The sequence below is a fragment of the Streptomyces sp. McG3 genome (genome assembly GCF_018619185.1).
In the GTDB taxonomy this organism is placed as follows: domain Bacteria; phylum Actinomycetota; class Actinomycetes; order Streptomycetales; family Streptomycetaceae; genus Streptomyces.
The window spans coordinates 1-14,851 of the sequence record NZ_JAAXYC010000198.1; the positions used below are offsets into that span (position 1 = coordinate 1).

General features: G+C 72.8%; 15 protein-coding genes. 10 read left to right on the top strand and 5 right to left on the bottom strand.

Annotated elements, in window-relative coordinates; genetic code table 11:
* Nucleotides 1–35 precede the first annotated feature (35 nt).
* Nucleotides 36–581, top strand: coding sequence for a DUF4383 domain-containing protein (locus HET64_RS26300; RefSeq protein ID WP_215109652.1), 546 nt, complete (start codon nucleotides 36–38; stop codon nucleotides 579–581).
* Here the strand turns inward: HET64_RS26300 and HET64_RS26305 are convergent.
* The gene (locus HET64_RS26305; RefSeq protein WP_215109632.1) at nucleotides 566–1,408 is read right to left on the bottom strand and encodes a DUF1206 domain-containing protein; all 843 of its coding nucleotides are present in this window, start codon (nucleotides 1,406–1,408) and stop codon (nucleotides 566–568) included. The two genes, HET64_RS26300 and HET64_RS26305, sit on opposite strands and share 16 nt — an antisense overlap.
* A gap of 153 nt (nucleotides 1,409–1,561) precedes the next feature.
* On the opposite strand from HET64_RS26305, the gene HET64_RS26310 reads away from it, so the two are divergent.
* The 3 genes from HET64_RS26310 to HET64_RS26320 all read left to right on the top strand — a co-directional run bounded on the left by HET64_RS26310 (nucleotide 1,562) and on the right by HET64_RS26320 (nucleotide 5,034).
* A complete protein-coding gene (locus HET64_RS26310) occupies nucleotides 1,562–2,143 on the top strand; it encodes a fasciclin domain-containing protein (protein ID WP_215109633.1) in 582 nt (193 codons plus the stop codon).
* A 103-nt stretch (nucleotides 2,144–2,246) separates the two neighbouring features.
* A complete protein-coding gene (locus HET64_RS26315) occupies nucleotides 2,247–2,747 on the top strand; it encodes a MarR family winged helix-turn-helix transcriptional regulator (RefSeq protein WP_215109634.1) in 501 nt (166 codons plus the stop codon).
* A gap of 145 nt (nucleotides 2,748–2,892) precedes the next feature.
* On the top strand, nucleotides 2,893–5,034 hold the full coding sequence (locus HET64_RS26320) for an MMPL family transporter (protein WP_215109635.1): 2,142 nt from the start codon (nucleotides 2,893–2,895) through the stop codon (nucleotides 5,032–5,034).
* Here HET64_RS26320 and HET64_RS26325 read toward each other — a convergent pair.
* Together HET64_RS26325 and HET64_RS26330 are read right to left on the bottom strand one after the other, a co-directional pair.
* Entirely contained in the window at nucleotides 4,992–5,549 is a 558-nt protein-coding gene (locus HET64_RS26325; protein WP_215109637.1) for an aluminum activated malate transporter family protein, read from the bottom strand. The two genes, HET64_RS26320 and HET64_RS26325, sit on opposite strands and share 43 nt — an antisense overlap.
* On the bottom strand, nucleotides 5,549–6,076 hold the full coding sequence (locus HET64_RS26330) for a DoxX family protein (protein ID WP_215109639.1): 528 nt from the start codon (nucleotides 6,074–6,076) through the stop codon (nucleotides 5,549–5,551). The genes HET64_RS26325 and HET64_RS26330 overlap by 1 nt, the downstream gene beginning before the upstream one ends.
* Before the next feature lie 202 nt (nucleotides 6,077–6,278).
* Between HET64_RS26330 and HET64_RS26335 the strand changes: the two genes are divergently transcribed.
* Together HET64_RS26335 and HET64_RS26340 are read left to right on the top strand one after the other, a co-directional pair.
* Nucleotides 6,279–8,294 carry an NADPH-dependent 2,4-dienoyl-CoA reductase gene (locus tag HET64_RS26335; protein WP_215109641.1) on the top strand — a complete coding sequence of 672 codons (2,016 nt, stop codon included), beginning with the start codon at nucleotides 6,279–6,281 and terminating at the stop codon, nucleotides 8,292–8,294.
* Nucleotides 8,295–8,375: 81 nt separating this feature from the next.
* Nucleotides 8,376–8,906, top strand: a complete 531-nt coding sequence (locus tag HET64_RS26340; RefSeq protein ID WP_215109642.1) for a PadR family transcriptional regulator — start codon at nucleotides 8,376–8,378, stop codon at nucleotides 8,904–8,906.
* A gap of 55 nt (nucleotides 8,907–8,961) precedes the next feature.
* On the opposite strand, the gene HET64_RS26345 is transcribed toward HET64_RS26340, so the two are convergent.
* Nucleotides 8,962–9,930 (bottom strand): hypothetical protein, encoded by a 969-nt coding sequence (locus tag HET64_RS26345; RefSeq protein ID WP_215109643.1) that lies wholly within the window; start codon nucleotides 9,928–9,930, stop codon nucleotides 8,962–8,964.
* Nucleotides 9,927–10,907 carry a phosphatase PAP2 family protein gene (locus tag HET64_RS26350; protein WP_215109644.1) on the bottom strand — a complete coding sequence of 327 codons (981 nt, stop codon included), beginning with the start codon at nucleotides 10,905–10,907 and terminating at the stop codon, nucleotides 9,927–9,929. Before HET64_RS26350 ends, HET64_RS26345 begins: the two co-directional genes overlap by 4 nt.
* 160 nt (nucleotides 10,908–11,067) lie before the next feature.
* Here HET64_RS26350 and HET64_RS26355 point away from each other — a divergent pair, with 160 nt between their 5' ends.
* The 4 genes from HET64_RS26355 (at nucleotide 11,068) to HET64_RS26370 (ending at nucleotide 14,754) form a co-directional block, all read left to right on the top strand.
* On the top strand, nucleotides 11,068–11,697 hold the full coding sequence (locus tag HET64_RS26355) for a TetR/AcrR family transcriptional regulator (protein WP_215109645.1): 630 nt from the start codon (nucleotides 11,068–11,070) through the stop codon (nucleotides 11,695–11,697).
* Between the two features lie 295 nt (nucleotides 11,698–11,992).
* Entirely contained in the window at nucleotides 11,993–12,787 is a 795-nt protein-coding gene (locus HET64_RS26360; RefSeq protein ID WP_215109649.1) for an SDR family oxidoreductase, read from the top strand.
* A 57-nt stretch (nucleotides 12,788–12,844) separates the two neighbouring features.
* Entirely contained in the window at nucleotides 12,845–13,858 is a 1,014-nt protein-coding gene (locus tag HET64_RS26365; protein ID WP_215109650.1) for an SPFH domain-containing protein, read from the top strand.
* Nucleotides 13,855–14,754 carry a hypothetical protein gene (locus HET64_RS26370; RefSeq protein WP_215109651.1) on the top strand — a complete coding sequence of 300 codons (900 nt, stop codon included), beginning with the start codon at nucleotides 13,855–13,857 and terminating at the stop codon, nucleotides 14,752–14,754. The genes HET64_RS26365 and HET64_RS26370 overlap by 4 nt, the downstream gene beginning before the upstream one ends.
* The last annotated feature ends 97 nt before the right edge of the window (nucleotides 14,755–14,851 follow it).

The following is a 14,851-nucleotide window of genomic DNA, read 5'->3' on the forward strand; positions in this document are numbered from 1 at the left end:
GCCCCGGACCGCAGCAGGATGGACAGGAGACGGCCATGAAACTGAGCGACGAACTCCCCGTCGATCACCGGCTGGCGAAGGTGTACCGGATCGGCGCGGGTCTCTGCGGCGCCATCCTGGTGACCTTCGGCATCCTCGGCTTCACGAGTCGGCTGAGCTTCTTCGACACCAGCGGCGATCACATCGCCGGACTGTCGACCAACGGTCTGCTGAGCCTGATCTCGGTGGTCGTCGGCGGGCTGCTGATCGCCGGGGCCGCGGTGGGCGGAAACGTCGCGTCCACCCTGAACATGACGATCGGCACGCTCTTCCTGCTGAGCGGCTTCGGCCACCTCTTCATCCTGGACCGGGCCGCGAACATCCTGGACTTCGGGATGCCGAACGTCGTCTTCAGCTTCGTGATGGGGCTGCTGATCCTCACGTTCGGCATGTACGGACGGGTGACGGGCGGCCTGCCGCACGACAATCCGTACTGGCTCCGCCGCCACCCCGAGCAGGCGGACCGCGAGGCCGCCGCCGCCCGCAGGAGTGCGGCGGCGGGCGGACAGCTCGGGCGGAGTGGTGCTCAGACCTTGCGGTAGCGGCCGTTGAACCAGGAGAAGACGCCGAAGGCGATCAGTCCGAGGGCGATGACCACCAGGAGCCACGGGCCGACGGGGGTGTCGGTGAAGGAGCGCAGGGTGTCGTCCATGCCCTTGGACTTGTCCGGCTGGTGCTCGATCGCGGCGGCCACCGCGAATCCGCCCGCCGTGGCGAACACGATGCCGCGCGCCGTGCCGCCGAAGACTCCGGTGAAGTCGACCGTCTGCCGGACCCGCTTGGACATCTCGGACATCTTCAGGTGCTTGTGGTACTTCCGCAGGAGCGCCCGGACCGCGATCCACAGACCGGCGCAGGCCACCCCCACGCCCGCGATCCCGACGATCCACTGGCCTCCGGGCCAGCCGAGCGCCTTGGCCGTGATGTCCTTCGACTGCTGGTCCGACGATCCGCCCCCGCTGCCCGAGTCACCGGCGGCGAAGGACAGGACGGAGTAGGCCACGAACCCGTAGAAGACGGCACGGCCCGCCGCCATGGCCCGCTTGGTGGGCTTGCGGCCGTCGGGCCCGGCCGAGCCGAACAGTGCCTCGGACAGCCGCCAGAGCGCCATTCCCACCAGCGCGATGCCCAGCACCCACAGCAGGATCTTCCCGAAGGGCTTCTCGGCTATCTCGCCGACCGCGCCGCCCCGGTCGGCCTGTTTCCCACCGCCTCCGGACAGGGCGATCTGCAGGGCGAGGGCGCCCACGAGGACGTAGATCACCCCACGTGCCACGAAGCCCGCGCGGGCTCCTGCCTCCATCGCGGTGCTGTTCGCGGCTCTTCTCGCCTGGCCGCGTCCCTGCGCTGTTACTGAACGGGTATTCATGCATCCCGGTTGCCCCCGTCCGGCGGATCAATGTCATGAGCGCGCCGGAGCGTGACTTTCGACGCAGAAACGACGCGGCGAGCGGTCCGGGCGGACGCGCGTCAGCGTGGGAGAGAAGGAGCAGACCCACCCCCGCTCGCCGGAGGAGACATCATGACGATCACCCGTCTGCAGCGCACCGCGGCGGCCGCCGCGGCACTGGCCTTTCCCGCCTCTCTGGCGTTCTTCGCCCCGCAGGCCCAGGCCGAAGCGCCTGCCGAACCGTACGGCCCCGCCTGCTCCTCCGTACCGAAGGAGGGCGCGGGCAGCCTGGAGGGCATGGCGAAGGACCCGGTCGCCACCGCCGCATCCAACAACCCCGAACTCTCCACCCTCGTCAGCGCGGTGAAGAAGGCCGGTCTGGTCGACACGCTCAACAACGCGAAGAACATCACGGTGTTCGCGCCGACCAACGCCGCCTTCGAGAAGATCCCGCAGGCCGATCTGGAGGCACTCCTCAACGACAAGGCCCAGCTCACCAAGGTGCTGACGTACCACGTGGTGGGCGAGAAGGTCACGACCCAGCAGATGGAGAACGGCACCTTCAAGACGCTGGAGGGCAGCGACCTCACCACGAAGGGCTCGGGCACCGAGTTCACGGTGAACGACTCGTCGAAGATCGTCTGCGGCAATGTGCCGACGGCCAACGCCACGGTGAATCTGGTCGACACGGTGCTCATGCCGCCGACCTCGTGACGGATGGTCGCGCCTCGGCCCCCCCGCGCGCAGCGGATGCCGTGCCCGGACCCCGCGACGGTCCGGGCACGTCGCCCGCGCGCCCGTTCTATACGCTGAGGGCGTGACCAGCGCCGACGACCGACCGACCCGCAGCGGCGCCCCGGAGACCGGGGCGCCGCTCGCGGACCTCCAGGCGTTCGCGGTGGAGCTCCGCCGGATGAACGGCGAGATCAACCGGATGACTCACGGTTTCGCGGCGAACCAGCAACTGCATCCCACGGACGTGAGCGCGCTCGCGGCCATCCTCGACGCCCCGTCGCCCCTCACCCCGGGGGCGCTGCGCGAGCATCTGGGTCTCACCTCCGGCGCGGTGACCGCCTGCCTGGACCGGCTGGAGCGGGCAGGTCATGTCCGCCGGGCCCGGGAGAGCACCGACCGCCGGGTGGTACACGTGTACTACGAGGCGAGCGCCCGGACGGCCGCCCGCGACTACTTCATGCCGCTCGCCGAGGCCACGGCACGCGCCAGGGCCCGCTTCAGCGAGACGGAGCTGGCGACCGTCCTGCGCTTCCTCGCCGCCATGAACGAGGAGCTGGGCGAAGTTCCCACGGCGCGTCGCTGAGCTTTCCCTGCCGGCCGGGTGCGTCCATGGAGGGACCCGAGGCCGTCGAACCCACCCCCTGCGGTTGCCCGCACGAGCAGTCCCGTAATGTATTTCAACAATTGAGATTGTTCACCACTGAGATATCTCCACCCCCGGGAGAGACATGTCCACCCCTGCACGCTCCGCACGGTCGATCCGCTGGCTTGTCCCCGTCGTGCTGCTGATCGCGTGGCTCGGCGTCGGCGGCGGGCTCGGCCCGTACGCCGGGAAGCTCGGCGAGGTCGCCACCAACGACCAGGCCGCCTTCCTGCCCCAGAACGCGGAGTCCACCCAAGTCATCGACGCGCAGAAGGCGTTCCAGCAGAACGAGACCCTGCCGGTCATCGTCGTCTGGACCTCGGCGGAGAAGGACGCGCCGGTGAGCGACGAGCAGCGGAAGGCCGCCACCGGCGTCCTCGCCCCGCTCGCCGGGAGCGACGGTGTCGTCGGAACGCCTTCCCCCGCACTGCCGTCGAAGGACGGCCTCGCCCTCCAGGGCATCGTGCAGTTGAGCCCCGGCCTCGGGGACGAACTGCCCGCGGTGCTGGAGAGGATCGATGCGGCGGCCTCGTCGGTGCCCGGCACGACGGTCCAGCTCGCCGGGCCCGCCGCGAGTCAGGCCGACCTGTCCGACGCGTTCGCGGGCATCGACGGACTGCTGCTCGGGGTCGCCCTGATCACGGTGCTCGTGATCCTTCTGCTGGTCTACCGCAGTGTGCTGCTGCCCTTCGTCATCATCCTCGGCGCCGTGTTCGCCCTCGCCCTGTCCAGTGCGATCGTCTACGTCCTCGCCGACCACGACATCGTGCGTGTGGACGGTCAGGTGCAGGGCATTCTGTCGATCCTGGTGATCGGCGCGGCGACGGACTACGCACTGCTGCTCACCGCCCGGTTCCGGGAGGAACTCGCCCTCCACGGCGACCGGTTCACCGCGATGCGCATCGCGGTGCGCGAGTCCTTCGGTCCGATCACGGCCAGCGCCGCGACGGTGGCGGCGGGCCTGCTCGCCCTGCTGCTCAGCGACCTCACCAACAACCGGGCCCTCGGGCCGGTGGGCGCGATCGGCATCGTCTGTTCGGTCCTGAGCGCGCTCACCTTCCTGCCCGCCGCCCTGGTACTGCTGGGCCGCAAGGCCTACTGGCCGGCGAAGCCCAAGCCCGCCGACGACCAGGTGTCCGGCGGCCACGGCATCTGGCACAAGGTGGCCGCCCTCGTCGACCGGGCGCCCCGCAAGGTCTGGGCGATCACCCTGGCGGCCCTGATCGCCTGTGCCGCGTTCGCCCCCACGCTCACCTCCAAGGGGGTTCCGCTCGACGAGATCTTCGTCAACGACGCCCCGTCCGTGGCCGCCCAGGAGACGCTGAGCGAGCACTTCCCCGGCGGTTCGGGGAATCCGGTCGTGATCATCTCGGCGGCCGACCGGGTGACCGAGGTCAGCGAGGCCGCCGGCCGTACCGACGGGGTGGCCTCCGTCGCGCCGGTGAGCGCGAGCGGGCGGCCGGGCGGCGAACCGCTCGTCGTCGACGGCAGGGTCCGCATCGACGCGACGCTCAAGGCCGCGGCCGACAGCGACGACGCCAAGGAGACGGTGGCCGCTCTGCGCACCGCGGTCCATGCCGTGCCCGGTTCGGACGCGCTCGTCGGCGGCTACACCGCGCAGCAGTACGACACCCAAAGGACGGCGGAGGACGACCGCATGCTGATCGTGCCGGTGGTGCTGGCGATCATCCTGGTGATCCTGGTCTTCCTGCTGCGGTCGCTGCTGATGCCGGTGCTGCTGGTGGCGACCGTGGCGCTGAACTTCCTCGCCACCCTCGGCATCTCCTCGCTGGTCTTCACCCATGTGTTCGGCTTCAGCGGCACGGACTCGTCGGTGCCGCTGTACGGATTCGTGTTCCTGGTCGCCCTGGGCGTCGACTACAACATCTTCCTGATGTCCCGGGTCCGGGAGGAGTCGCTGCGGCACGGCACCAGGGAGGGCATCCTGCGCGGGCTCACCACGACCGGCGGGGTCATCACCTCGGCGGGCGTCGTCCTGGCGGCCACCTTCGCCGCGCTGGGCGTGATCCCGCTGGCGTTCCTGCTCCAGATCGCGTTCATCGTGGCGTTCGGCGTTCTGCTGGACACGCTGGTCGTCCGGTCGCTCCTCGTCCCGGCGCTGGTGCGGGACATCGGGCCGAAGGCGTGGTGGCCCGGGGCCCTGAGCCGGGAGGGGTCGGACGGTCAGCGCGGCACGGTCGCGGAGGCCGGGTCCGGGTCCCGGTAGGCGGCCAGGGCCCAGATGACGAAGATGTCCAGGGCGATGACGATCACCGACCAGAGGGGCGCGTACGGCAGGAAGAGGAAGTGCGCGAAGAGGTTCAGGGAGGCGAAGAGGATGCCGGCCACCCGCGCCCAGCCCGCCCCCTTGAGCAGTGCGGCCCCGGTGACGGCCACGCAGACGCCGAGCACCAGGTGGATCCAGCCCCAGCCGGTGAGGCTGATCCGGTAGAGGTACGCGCCGACGTCGCCGTAGACGTCCCCGTCGGCGAGGGCCGCGATGCCCTCCAGGGCTGCCACGGCGCCCTGGCAGAGCATCAGGATCCCGGCGAAGAGCACCCCGCCGGTCACCCAGGGGCTGTCCGGATCCGGCACCGGTGCGGTGCCGGCCGGGCCGTCGGGGCGCTGCCACGGCGCGTCCCCCTGACCGGGCCCGCTCCGGGGCCCCTGCGCGAAGTCGTCCGGCGGCGTCAGGGCACCCGGGCCGGACGGGTCGGCGGCCCGGGAGGGGTCCTCGCTCATCAGGACTCCTCCTGCGGCCGCTCGGACTGTGCCTTCGTGCGCTTGCCGACCACCGCGGCGGCGGCGACCGCACTGCCCGCGAAGGCCAGCGCGACCATCCAGGCGCGGTCGAAGACATGGCAGGTGACATGGTCCACGGAGTAGCGCCCGGGACCGGTCAGCCCGATGGCCGCCGCGGTGAAACCGAGGAACGCCGGGTACTCGTAGCCGCCGCCCTGGGCGAAGAAGCCCGCCGGAGCGTGCACGGCCACCGCGCCGGCCATCGCCCCGGCGGCCGCCGCGCCCGCCGCCGGGGTGGCGAGGCCCAGGGCGAGCAGGACACCGCCGCCCGCCTCGCCGAGTCCGGCGGCCACGGCGCTGTGCTTGGGCGGGTGGAACCCCATCGCCTCCATCGCGGCCGTGGTGCCCTGGATGCCACCGCCGCCGAACCAGCCGGCCAGCTTCTGACTGCCGTGGGCGGCGAGCACCGCGCCGGTGCCGACGCGCAGGGCGAGCAGACCGAGATCACGCCGGTTGACACAGACCATGAGGACTCCCGGGGTGGGGGGTTGCGGGTACGGATCCCACTCTCGTCGGCGGGTGGCGGGCGGGCGCGACCGGGTACGCCGTCCGTGGCACGGGCCCGTCGCCCCAAGGGCGGGGTGCGACGCAGATCATTGTGCAACTTGTTGCATAAGGGCTTGACGGTGGTCTACAACTGACCCGACGACCCCGCGCGGAGGAGACCTCGTGAGCCTGTACCCGAACCTGCTGAGCCCCCTCGACCTCGGGTTCACCACCCTGCCCAACCGGGTGCTCATGGGATCGATGCACATCGGTCTGGAGGAGGCCGAGCGCGGCTTCGAGCGGATGGCCGCGTTCTACGCGGAGCGCGCCCGGGGCGGCGTCGGCCTCATGGTCACCGGCGGCATCGCTCCCAGCGAGCGGGCCTGTTCCTTTCCCGGCGGGGCCAAGATGACGACCGAGGCGGAGGCGGAGCAGCACCGGGAGATCACCTCGGCGGTGCACGCGGCGGGCGGCCGGATCGCGATGCAGATCCTGCACTTCGGGCGGTACGCACACCACCCCGACCTGGTGGCGCCGAGCGCGCTCAAGGCCCCGATCAGCGGATTCACCCCGAACGCGCTCACCGATGACCAGGTCGAGGAGACCATCGAGGAGTTCGTGCGCGCGGCCGGTCTCGCGCGCCTCGCGGGGTACGACGGCGTCGAGATCATGGGCTCCGAGGGCTATCTGATCAACGAGTTCATCGTCTCCGCGACCAATCACCGCACCGACCGCTGGGGCGGCAGTTACGAGAACCGCGTGCGCCTGCCCATCGAGATCGTGCGCCGGGTCCGCGAGCGGGTCGGCGACGACTTCATCCTGATCTACCGGCTCTCCATGCTGGACCTGGTACCGGGCGGCTCGACGCTGGAGGAGGTCGTGACGCTCGCGAAGGAGATCGAGGCGGCGGGCGCGACGATCATCAACACCGGCATCGGCTGGCACGAGGCACGGATCCCGACCATCGCCACGTCCGTGCCGCGCGGCGCGTTCAGCTGGGTGACGGAGAAGGTGCGCGGCGCGGTCTCCGTACCGCTGGTGACGAGCAACCGCATCAACACCCCCGAGGTCGCCGAGGAGATCCTCGCCTCCGGCCGGGCCGACATGGTCTCCATGGCCCGCCCCTTCCTGGCCGACCCGGAGTTCGTCGCGAAGGCGGCGGCGGGCCGGGCGGACGCCATCAACACCTGCATCGGCTGCAACCAGGCCTGCCTGGACCACATCTTCAGCCTCCGGATCACCTCCTGTCTGGTCAATCCGCGCGCCTGCCACGAGACCGAGCTGGTCATCGGCCCGACCCGGACCCGTAAACGCGTCGCCGTGGTCGGGGCGGGTCCGGCGGGCCTCGCCTGCTCCGTGACCGCGGCCGAGCGGGGGCACGCGGTGACCCTGTTCGACACGGCGGACGAGATCGGCGGGCAGCTCAACGTGGCGCGCCGGGTGCCGGGCAAGGAGGAGTTCGACGAGACGCTGCGCTACTTCCGTACGCGGCTGGCCGAGCTGGAGGTCGACGTACGGCTGGGCGCCCGGGCGGACGCCGGTTCGCTGGACGGCTTCGACGAGATCGTGCTCGCCACCGGCGTCGAGCCGCGCACCCCGGCGATCCCCGGCACGGACCATCCGAAGGTGGTCAGCTATCTGGACGTGCTGCGCGACGGGGCGCCGGTCGGCGACCGGGTCGCGATCGTCGGGGCGGGCGGCATCGGCTTCGACGTCGCGGAGTTCCTGACCGACGGCGGCGAAGCGGCGAGCCTGGACGCGGACACGTTCTTCCGGCAGTGGGGCGTCGACACCGCCTACGCGGAGCGCGGCGGGCTGCGCGCTCCCGAGCGCCCCCGGTCGCCGCGCACGGTCCACCTGGTCCAGCGCAGGACCACCAAGGTCGGCGCGGGGCTCGGGAAGACGACGGGGTGGATCCACCGCACCGAACTGCGCCACCGGGGCGTCGAGATGATCGCCGGAGCCTCCTACGACCTCATCGACGACGAGGGCCTCCACCTCACCGTCGACGGTGAGCAGCGGGTGCTGCCGGTCGACACGGTGGTGCTGTGCGCAGGCCAGGAACCGCGCCGCGAGCTGTACGAGGAGCTGCGCGCGGGGGCCGTCCCGGTCCACCTGATCGGCGGCGCGGACGTGGCGGCGGAGCTGGACGCGAAGCGGGCCATCCGCCAGGGCACGGAGCTCGCCGCCGCGCTGTGAGTTCCATGGACGTACGGAGACCGGGGGCGCCCACGAAAGACGGCGCGCTCCCGGTCTCCGTACGTCCCTAGGATGCACCCCATGTCACTGCCGCACGCGATTCTCACCGCCCTGCTGGAGAAGCCGTCCTCGGGTCTGGAACTGACCCGCAGGTTCGACCGGTCGATCGCCTACTTCTGGCCCTCGACGCACCAGCAGATCTATCGCGAGCTGGGAAAACTGGAGCAGGCCGGGCGGATCAGGGCGCTGCCCGCGGAGGTGCCGGCCCGGGGGCAGAAGAAGGAGTACGAGGTCCTGCCCGCAGGCCGCGCGGAACTGGCGGCCTGGGTGGCCCTCCCCGAGGATCCGCGGCCGGTCCGCGACCCGCTCCTGCTGCGGATGCGGGCGGCCGCGGTGGTCGGCGCGGATGGCATGGGTGCGGAGCTGCGCCGCCATCTCGCCCTGCACGAAAGCCAGTTGGCGGAGTACCGGGAGATCGAGGAGCGGAACTTCACCCCCGCGCCGACGACCGACCAGGACCGGCTGCGGCATCTGGTGCTGCGGGGCGGCATCGACCTGGAGACGTTCTGGATCAGCTGGCTGACCCGGGCCATCGCCGATCTCGACGGCTGAGCGATCGGACCGGCCGGACCGGGCCGCCCCGCCGACCGCTTCCGCTCCGCGCCGGTCAGCCGCCGGCGTGCGCGGGGACGGGTTCCGGGGCGCCCGCCGGGGGTGCGGTGTCCGCGCGCCGGGGGCTGCCGATGACGACCCTGGAGGGGACCGGGTCACCCGGGGCGGGGACCTCGGGCGGGGCGCCCGGGTCCGTGTTCCGCGCCTGGGCCCGGCTGAGGAGCAGCACCCCGCGCACGGCCGCCGCCGTGCCGAGGAGCGCGAGCACCAGGCTGACCGGGCCGCCCTGGAGGCGCTCGCCGAGCAGGGCCAGGCCGATCGCGGCGGCGGCGACGGGGTTGGCGAGGGTGACCACCGCGAGCGGGGCACCGAGCCCGCCCCGGTACGCGGTCTGGGACAGCAGCAGGCCGCCCATCGCGAAGGCGGAGACGAGCAGTGCCACCGTCAGCAGCCGCCAGCTGAACAGCGGGCCGCCGGAGTGGTCGGTGACCGCGACGGTGAGGGTCTGGGTGAGCGCGGAGGCGACCCCGGAGGTGATCCCGGACGCCGCCGCGTGCCGCAGTCCCGCGCGTGCCCCGGGCCGGCCGAGTCCGGCGACGACCGCCATGGTCGCCGCGCCGACGCCCAGCGCCTCGGGAAGGCTGAGGGTCTCGTGGGGCGCGGAGCCGCCCGCGGTCAGGAGCAGCGCACCGAGGCCGAGCAGGGTCAGGGCCGTGCCCCGCCACTCGGCGCGGCCGACCCGGCGTCCGGCGGCGCGCGCCCCGAGCGGGACGGCGACGACGAGGGTGAGCGCGCCCAGCGGCTGGACCAGGGTGAGGGGGCCGAAGTTGAGCGCGGCGACGTGCAGCAGCGCGCCCGCGGCGTTGAGGCCGACCGCCGACCACCAGGCACCGCGGCCCAGCAGCCGCAGGACTCCGGTGGACGGGGCGGTGCGGCCGGCGAGCCGGGACTGCGCCACGGCGGCGGCCGCGTAGGCGCCGGCCGAGACCAGGGAGAGCGCGACGGCGAGCAGCGTGGCGTTCATCGCACCGCTCCGGCCCGGGCGGGCGCCCGTGATCCGGCGTCCGCGCCGGTGGCGGGCCCGGCAGTTCCGAAGGACGACGGCGGACCGGCCGCCGCGAAGGTCCCGGGCACGGTGGCCGGCCCCGGGGACCCCGTCGGAACGGCCGACGCGAAGGGCCCGGGCCCCGCGCCACCCGCGTACGCCGGCACGGGAGACTCTTCGCCACTGCTCCACGGAGCCGGCCGGGGCAGCCGCGCGGGGGCGGTCCGGGCGGACGACGGCAGCCGGAAGACGGCGAGGGCGACGGCGAGCATCGCCCCGACGACGATCGCGTCGAGCCAGTAGTGGTTCGCCGTGCCCACGACGACGAGCAGGGTGAGAGCCGGGTGCAGCAGCCACAGCAGGCGCCAGCGGGAACGGGTGGCGACGATCAGACCCACGGCGACCATCACGGCCCAGCCGACGTGCAGCGAGGGCATCGCGGCGAACTGGTTCGCCATCGTGTCGGTCGCGGGCGTCTGGCCGTACACCGTCGGCCCGTAGACCTGGCCGGTGTCGACGAGTCCGGCGACCGGCAGCATCCGGGGCGGGGCCAGCGGGAACAGCAGGTGCAGCACCAGGGCGGCGGCGGTGAGCGCGGCGAGCACACGGCGCGACCGGACGTAGTGGCGGGGGCGGCGCCAGTAGAGCCAGGCCAGGAAGAGGGCCGTGGCCGGGAAGTGCACGGCGGCGTAGTAGGTGTTCGCCGCGTGGATCAGGGGCTGGCTGTGCAGCAGCAGCCCCTGGACCGTGCCCTCGCCGGGAAGGTGCAGGGCCCGTTCCAGGTCCCAGACGTTCCCCGCGTTGCGGAACGCCTCCTCGACATGACCGTTGGCGGCCCGGCGGCCGAACTTGTAGGCCAGGAAGAGTCCGGCCACGAGAAGGAACTCGCGGACGAGGGGCGGTCGGGCACGTATGTCCGGCTCCTGGTCCGTGGGCTCGGTGCGGGCGTAGGTCACCCGGTGCCCCCTTGGATGCGAAGCGGTGTCAGGACGGCCCGGTGAACTCCACGCCGTATCGATACGCCAGTGTACCGATACGTCGGCGTATCGGTACACGCGCGTATCGGTACACTGGCGTATCGAGAACCTCACCGCACCGCCGCAGGAGGTACAGCCCATGCCGTCGCCCGATTCCGCACAGGAGTCAGCCCTCACGTCCCGCCGGTCGAAGATCACACCGGAGCGGGCGCAGGAGCTCTACGGGGCGGTGCTGGAGCTGTTGCGGGAGAGCGGTTACGAGTCGCTGACGATGGAGGGTGTGGCCTCCCGCACGCGGTGCGGGAAGTCGACGCTGTACCGGCAGTGGGGCTCCAAGCCGGAGCTGGTCGTGGCCGCACTGCACGGCACCCGGCGGATGCGGCTCCCGAACATCGACACCGGGACACTGGCCGGGGACCTGCTGGAGGCCGCGCGGGCGATCGGCGAGGCCTCGGGGAGCGACACCCCGCTGATGCACGCCCTCAGCCATGCGGCGCTGCAGAGCCCCGAGCTGCTGTGCGCGCTGCGCGAGGCGCTGATCCTGCCGGAGATCGCGGCGATCGACGCGATGGTCCGGCGGGGCCGGGAGCGCGGCGAGATCGCGGCGGACCTCCCGGGGGCCGATTTCGTCGCGGCCCAGTTGCTCGGCGTGATGCGCGCCCGGCCGCTGCTGGAGGGGCGTTACGCCGACGCGGCGTATCTGACCCGCTTCGTGGAGATGGCGATCCTCCCGGGCCTCGGACTCACGGCGGGAGCGCCGGAGTCCTGACAGACGTGGACCGCCCGCCCCAGCGGATGGGGTCGGTCCACCCGCGCCGCACCGTGGGGACGGGGGCGGCGCACCACCCGGCCGGCCGGTGACCTCTACGGAGGCCACCGGCCGCCCGTGTGTCCGCACCCTCTTCACGGCCCGCCCCGATTTCCCGGTCCGTTCACCCCCTGGATTCCCTAACAAGCGCTTGGTAGATTCCGGAAGGGGTCAGGTGCGGGGCGATTCCCGGAGGACCCCGGAAGGCAGAACGTTCCGGAGGCGGCACTCCGGAACCGGGAGCGAAGGGCGGGCCATGGACCAGTCCCACGCGATGGACTTCACGGGGCGAGCGGTGCTGGTCACCGGCGGCACCAGGGGTCTGGGAGCCGCACTGGCGCGGGCCTTCCTCGCGAGCGGCGCGGACGTCATGGTCTGCGGCCGCGGCACGCCCGCCACCCCGCCGTCGACGGGCGGGCGCGAGGCCTCGTTCCGGGCCGCGGACCTGCGGGACCCCGCGGCGGCGGCGGATCTCGTCACCGCGACCGCCGAGCGGTTCGGCCGGCTGGACGTGCTCGTGAACAACGCCGGCGGCTCCCCGGACGCCGACGCGGCGACCGTATCGCCGCGCTTCGTCGAGAAGGTGGTCGCGCTCAACCTCCTCGCCCCCTTCTACGCGGCCCAGGCGGCGAACCTGGTGATGCGGGAGCAGCCGGACGGCGGATGCGTGATCAACATCGGCAGCGTCTCCGCCCACGACCCGCAGCCCGGCACCGCCGCCTACTCCGCCGCCAAGGCGGGCCTGCTCGGGCTGACCCGGGCACTGGCCCTCGAATGGGCACCGCAGGTCCGGGTCAACCACATCACCGCGGGCCTGATCCGCACCGAGAACGCCACCGCGCTGTACGGCGACGACGGCGGGGCCGCGGTGGCGGACATCGTCCCGATGGGACGACTGGCGGAACCGGACGACGTGGCGCGGGCCTGTCTCTGGCTGGCCAGCGACCTCTCCTCGTACGTCAACGGCGCCGATCTCGCCGTGCACGGGGGCGGCGAGATCCCGGCCAGGCACGCTACGCGCCGGACCACACCTCCATTTTCGTCATCTTGACTCTATTCACCCCTACCCCTTATCGTCGTACTGACGAGATCCAGGGGGGTCCCCATCATGGCCGACATCATCCGGCGCTTCGGCTGGCGCCACCTGCGCTCCGCGCCCACCGCCCACATCCGCCACCACCACCGCGGCCGGCTCACCCACGACGGCCAGGGGCTCAGTTTCTGGTACCGGTCGCTGTCGGCGGCGCTCTCCGAAGTCCCGGTCGACGACCGGGAGCTGGCCATGGCGTTCCACGCCCGTACGGCCGACTTCCAGGACGTCACCGTGCAGGCCACCGTCACCTACCGGATCAGCGATCCGGGCGAGGCGGCGAACCGGCTCGACTTCTCCGTGGACCCGGACACCGGGAGCTGGCGCGGCGCACCGCTGGAACAGATCGCCACCCTCCTCACCGAGACCGCGCAGCAGCACACGCTGGACGTGCTGGCCCGCACCCCGCTCGCGGCGGCCCTGGTCGACGGGGTCGCGTCCGTACGCGAACGGGTCGCCACCGGTCTCACCGCCGAGCCCCGCCTCCCGGCAACCGGCATCGACGTGGTGGCCGTGCGCGTCGTCGCGATCCGCCCCGAGGCCGAGGTCGAGCGAGCCCTGCGCACCCCGGCCCGCGAGCAGATCCAGCAGGAGGCGGACCGGGCCACCTACGAACGGCGGGCCGTGGCCGTCGAGCGCGAACGCGCCATCGCCGAGAACGAGCTGGCCAGCCAGATCGAACTGGCCCGGCGCGAGGAGCAGCTGGTCGACCAGCGCGGCACCAACGCCCGCCGCGAGGCCGAGGAGAAGGCCGCCGCCGACGGGGTACGGACCGAGGCGGAGGCGGCCCGAAAGGTGCGCCTGGCCCGCGCGGAGGCCGAGGCGGCGCGCGAGACGGGCGCGGCGCGGGCCGAGGCCCAGGCCGCCTGGCTGCGGGTGCACGGCGAGGCCGATCCGGCCACACTGCACGCCCTGGCCGCGACCCGGCTCGCCGAGAACCTGCCGCGCGTCGAGAGCATCACCCTCTCCCCCGACGTCCTCACCGGCCTGCTCGCCAGGCTCGGCCGTCCGGAAGGCGGGGCGGGCGCGTGAGCCTGGCGCCCCGGGCGGTGCTCGTCCACCGGCGGACGGAGTACGAGGAGCTGCTCGCCCGGCACGGGACGCACGGGCAGGCCGCGTTCTTCCTGTCCAGCCGGGGGCGCTCGATCGACGAGGTGGCCCGCCGCCACGAGGACACCCGGCAGGCGCTGCGGGAGGTGGCCGCGGCGGTGCCGCTCACCTGGCGCAGCTCCCGGGTGGAGCGGGCGGACCTGGACCGCTTCCTGTTCGCCCCGGAGGACGTGGTGGTCGTGGTCGGCCAGGACGGGCTGGTCGCCAACACCGCGAAGTACCTGTCCGGACAGCCGGTGGTGGGCATCGACACCGCCCCGGGGCGCAACCCCGGCGTCCTGGTCCGCCACCGCCACGCCGACACGGCCGCCCTGCTGCGCGCCGCGACCGCCGCCGGAGGGAGCGCCGAGGAACTGACCATGGTCGAGGCCGTCGCCGACGACACACAGCGCCTCCTCGCCCTGAACGAGATCTACCTCGGGCCGCCGGGCCACCAGACGGCCCGCTACCGCCTGGGCCCTGACGGCGAGAGCGCCCCCGGGGAAGCTCAGGCCTCCTCGGGGGTGTTGGTCGGCACGGGCACGGGAGCCACCGGATGGCTCCGCTCGCTGTGGCTGGAGCGCGGCGGCACCCTGCCGCTGCCCGCGCCGTGCGACGCGCGCCTCCTGTGGTTCGTGCGCGAGGCCTGGCCCTCCCCGGCGTCCGGGACGTCCAGGGTGGCGGGCGAGCTGGGGCGCGGGCAGCGGCTGCGGCTGACCGTGGAGTCGGACCGGGTCGTGGTCTTCGGGGACGGGATGGAGTCCGACGCCCTGGAGCTGACCTGGGGCCAGAGCGTACGGCTGGGCATCGCGGAGAGCTCGCTGCGCCTGGTCACATGAGCCCTTCCTCCACCGCCGCCCGGGCCGCTTCGCTACGGTGGTCCGGACCCGGCACCGGAGAGCGGAGAACCAGCACCATGTCAGCCGACCCCGCCAC

Bases quoted from the DNA above. Each gene is read 5' to 3' on its own strand.
- HET64_RS26300 (WP_215109652.1), top strand. From the start codon at position 36: ATGAAACTGAGCGACGAACTCCCCGTCGATCACCGGCTGGCGAAGGTG.
- HET64_RS26305 (WP_215109632.1), bottom strand. From the start codon at position 1,408: ATGAATACCCGTTCAGTAACAGCGCAGGGACGCGGCCAGGCGAGAAGA.
- HET64_RS26310 (WP_215109633.1), top strand. From the start codon at position 1,562: ATGACGATCACCCGTCTGCAGCGCACCGCGGCGGCCGCCGCGGCACTG.
- HET64_RS26320 (WP_215109635.1), top strand. From the start codon at position 2,893: ATGTCCACCCCTGCACGCTCCGCACGGTCGATCCGCTGGCTTGTCCCC.
- HET64_RS26325 (WP_215109637.1), bottom strand. From the start codon at position 5,549: ATGAGCGAGGACCCCTCCCGGGCCGCCGACCCGTCCGGCCCGGGTGCC.
- HET64_RS26330 (WP_215109639.1), bottom strand. From the start codon at position 6,076: ATGGTCTGTGTCAACCGGCGTGATCTCGGTCTGCTCGCCCTGCGCGTC.
- HET64_RS26340 (WP_215109642.1), top strand. From the start codon at position 8,376: ATGTCACTGCCGCACGCGATTCTCACCGCCCTGCTGGAGAAGCCGTCC.
- HET64_RS26345 (WP_215109643.1), bottom strand. From the start codon at position 9,930: ATGAACGCCACGCTGCTCGCCGTCGCGCTCTCCCTGGTCTCGGCCGGC.
- HET64_RS26355 (WP_215109645.1), top strand. From the start codon at position 11,068: ATGCCGTCGCCCGATTCCGCACAGGAGTCAGCCCTCACGTCCCGCCGG.
- HET64_RS26360 (WP_215109649.1), top strand. From the start codon at position 11,993: ATGGACCAGTCCCACGCGATGGACTTCACGGGGCGAGCGGTGCTGGTC.
- HET64_RS26365 (WP_215109650.1), top strand. From the start codon at position 12,845: ATGGCCGACATCATCCGGCGCTTCGGCTGGCGCCACCTGCGCTCCGCG.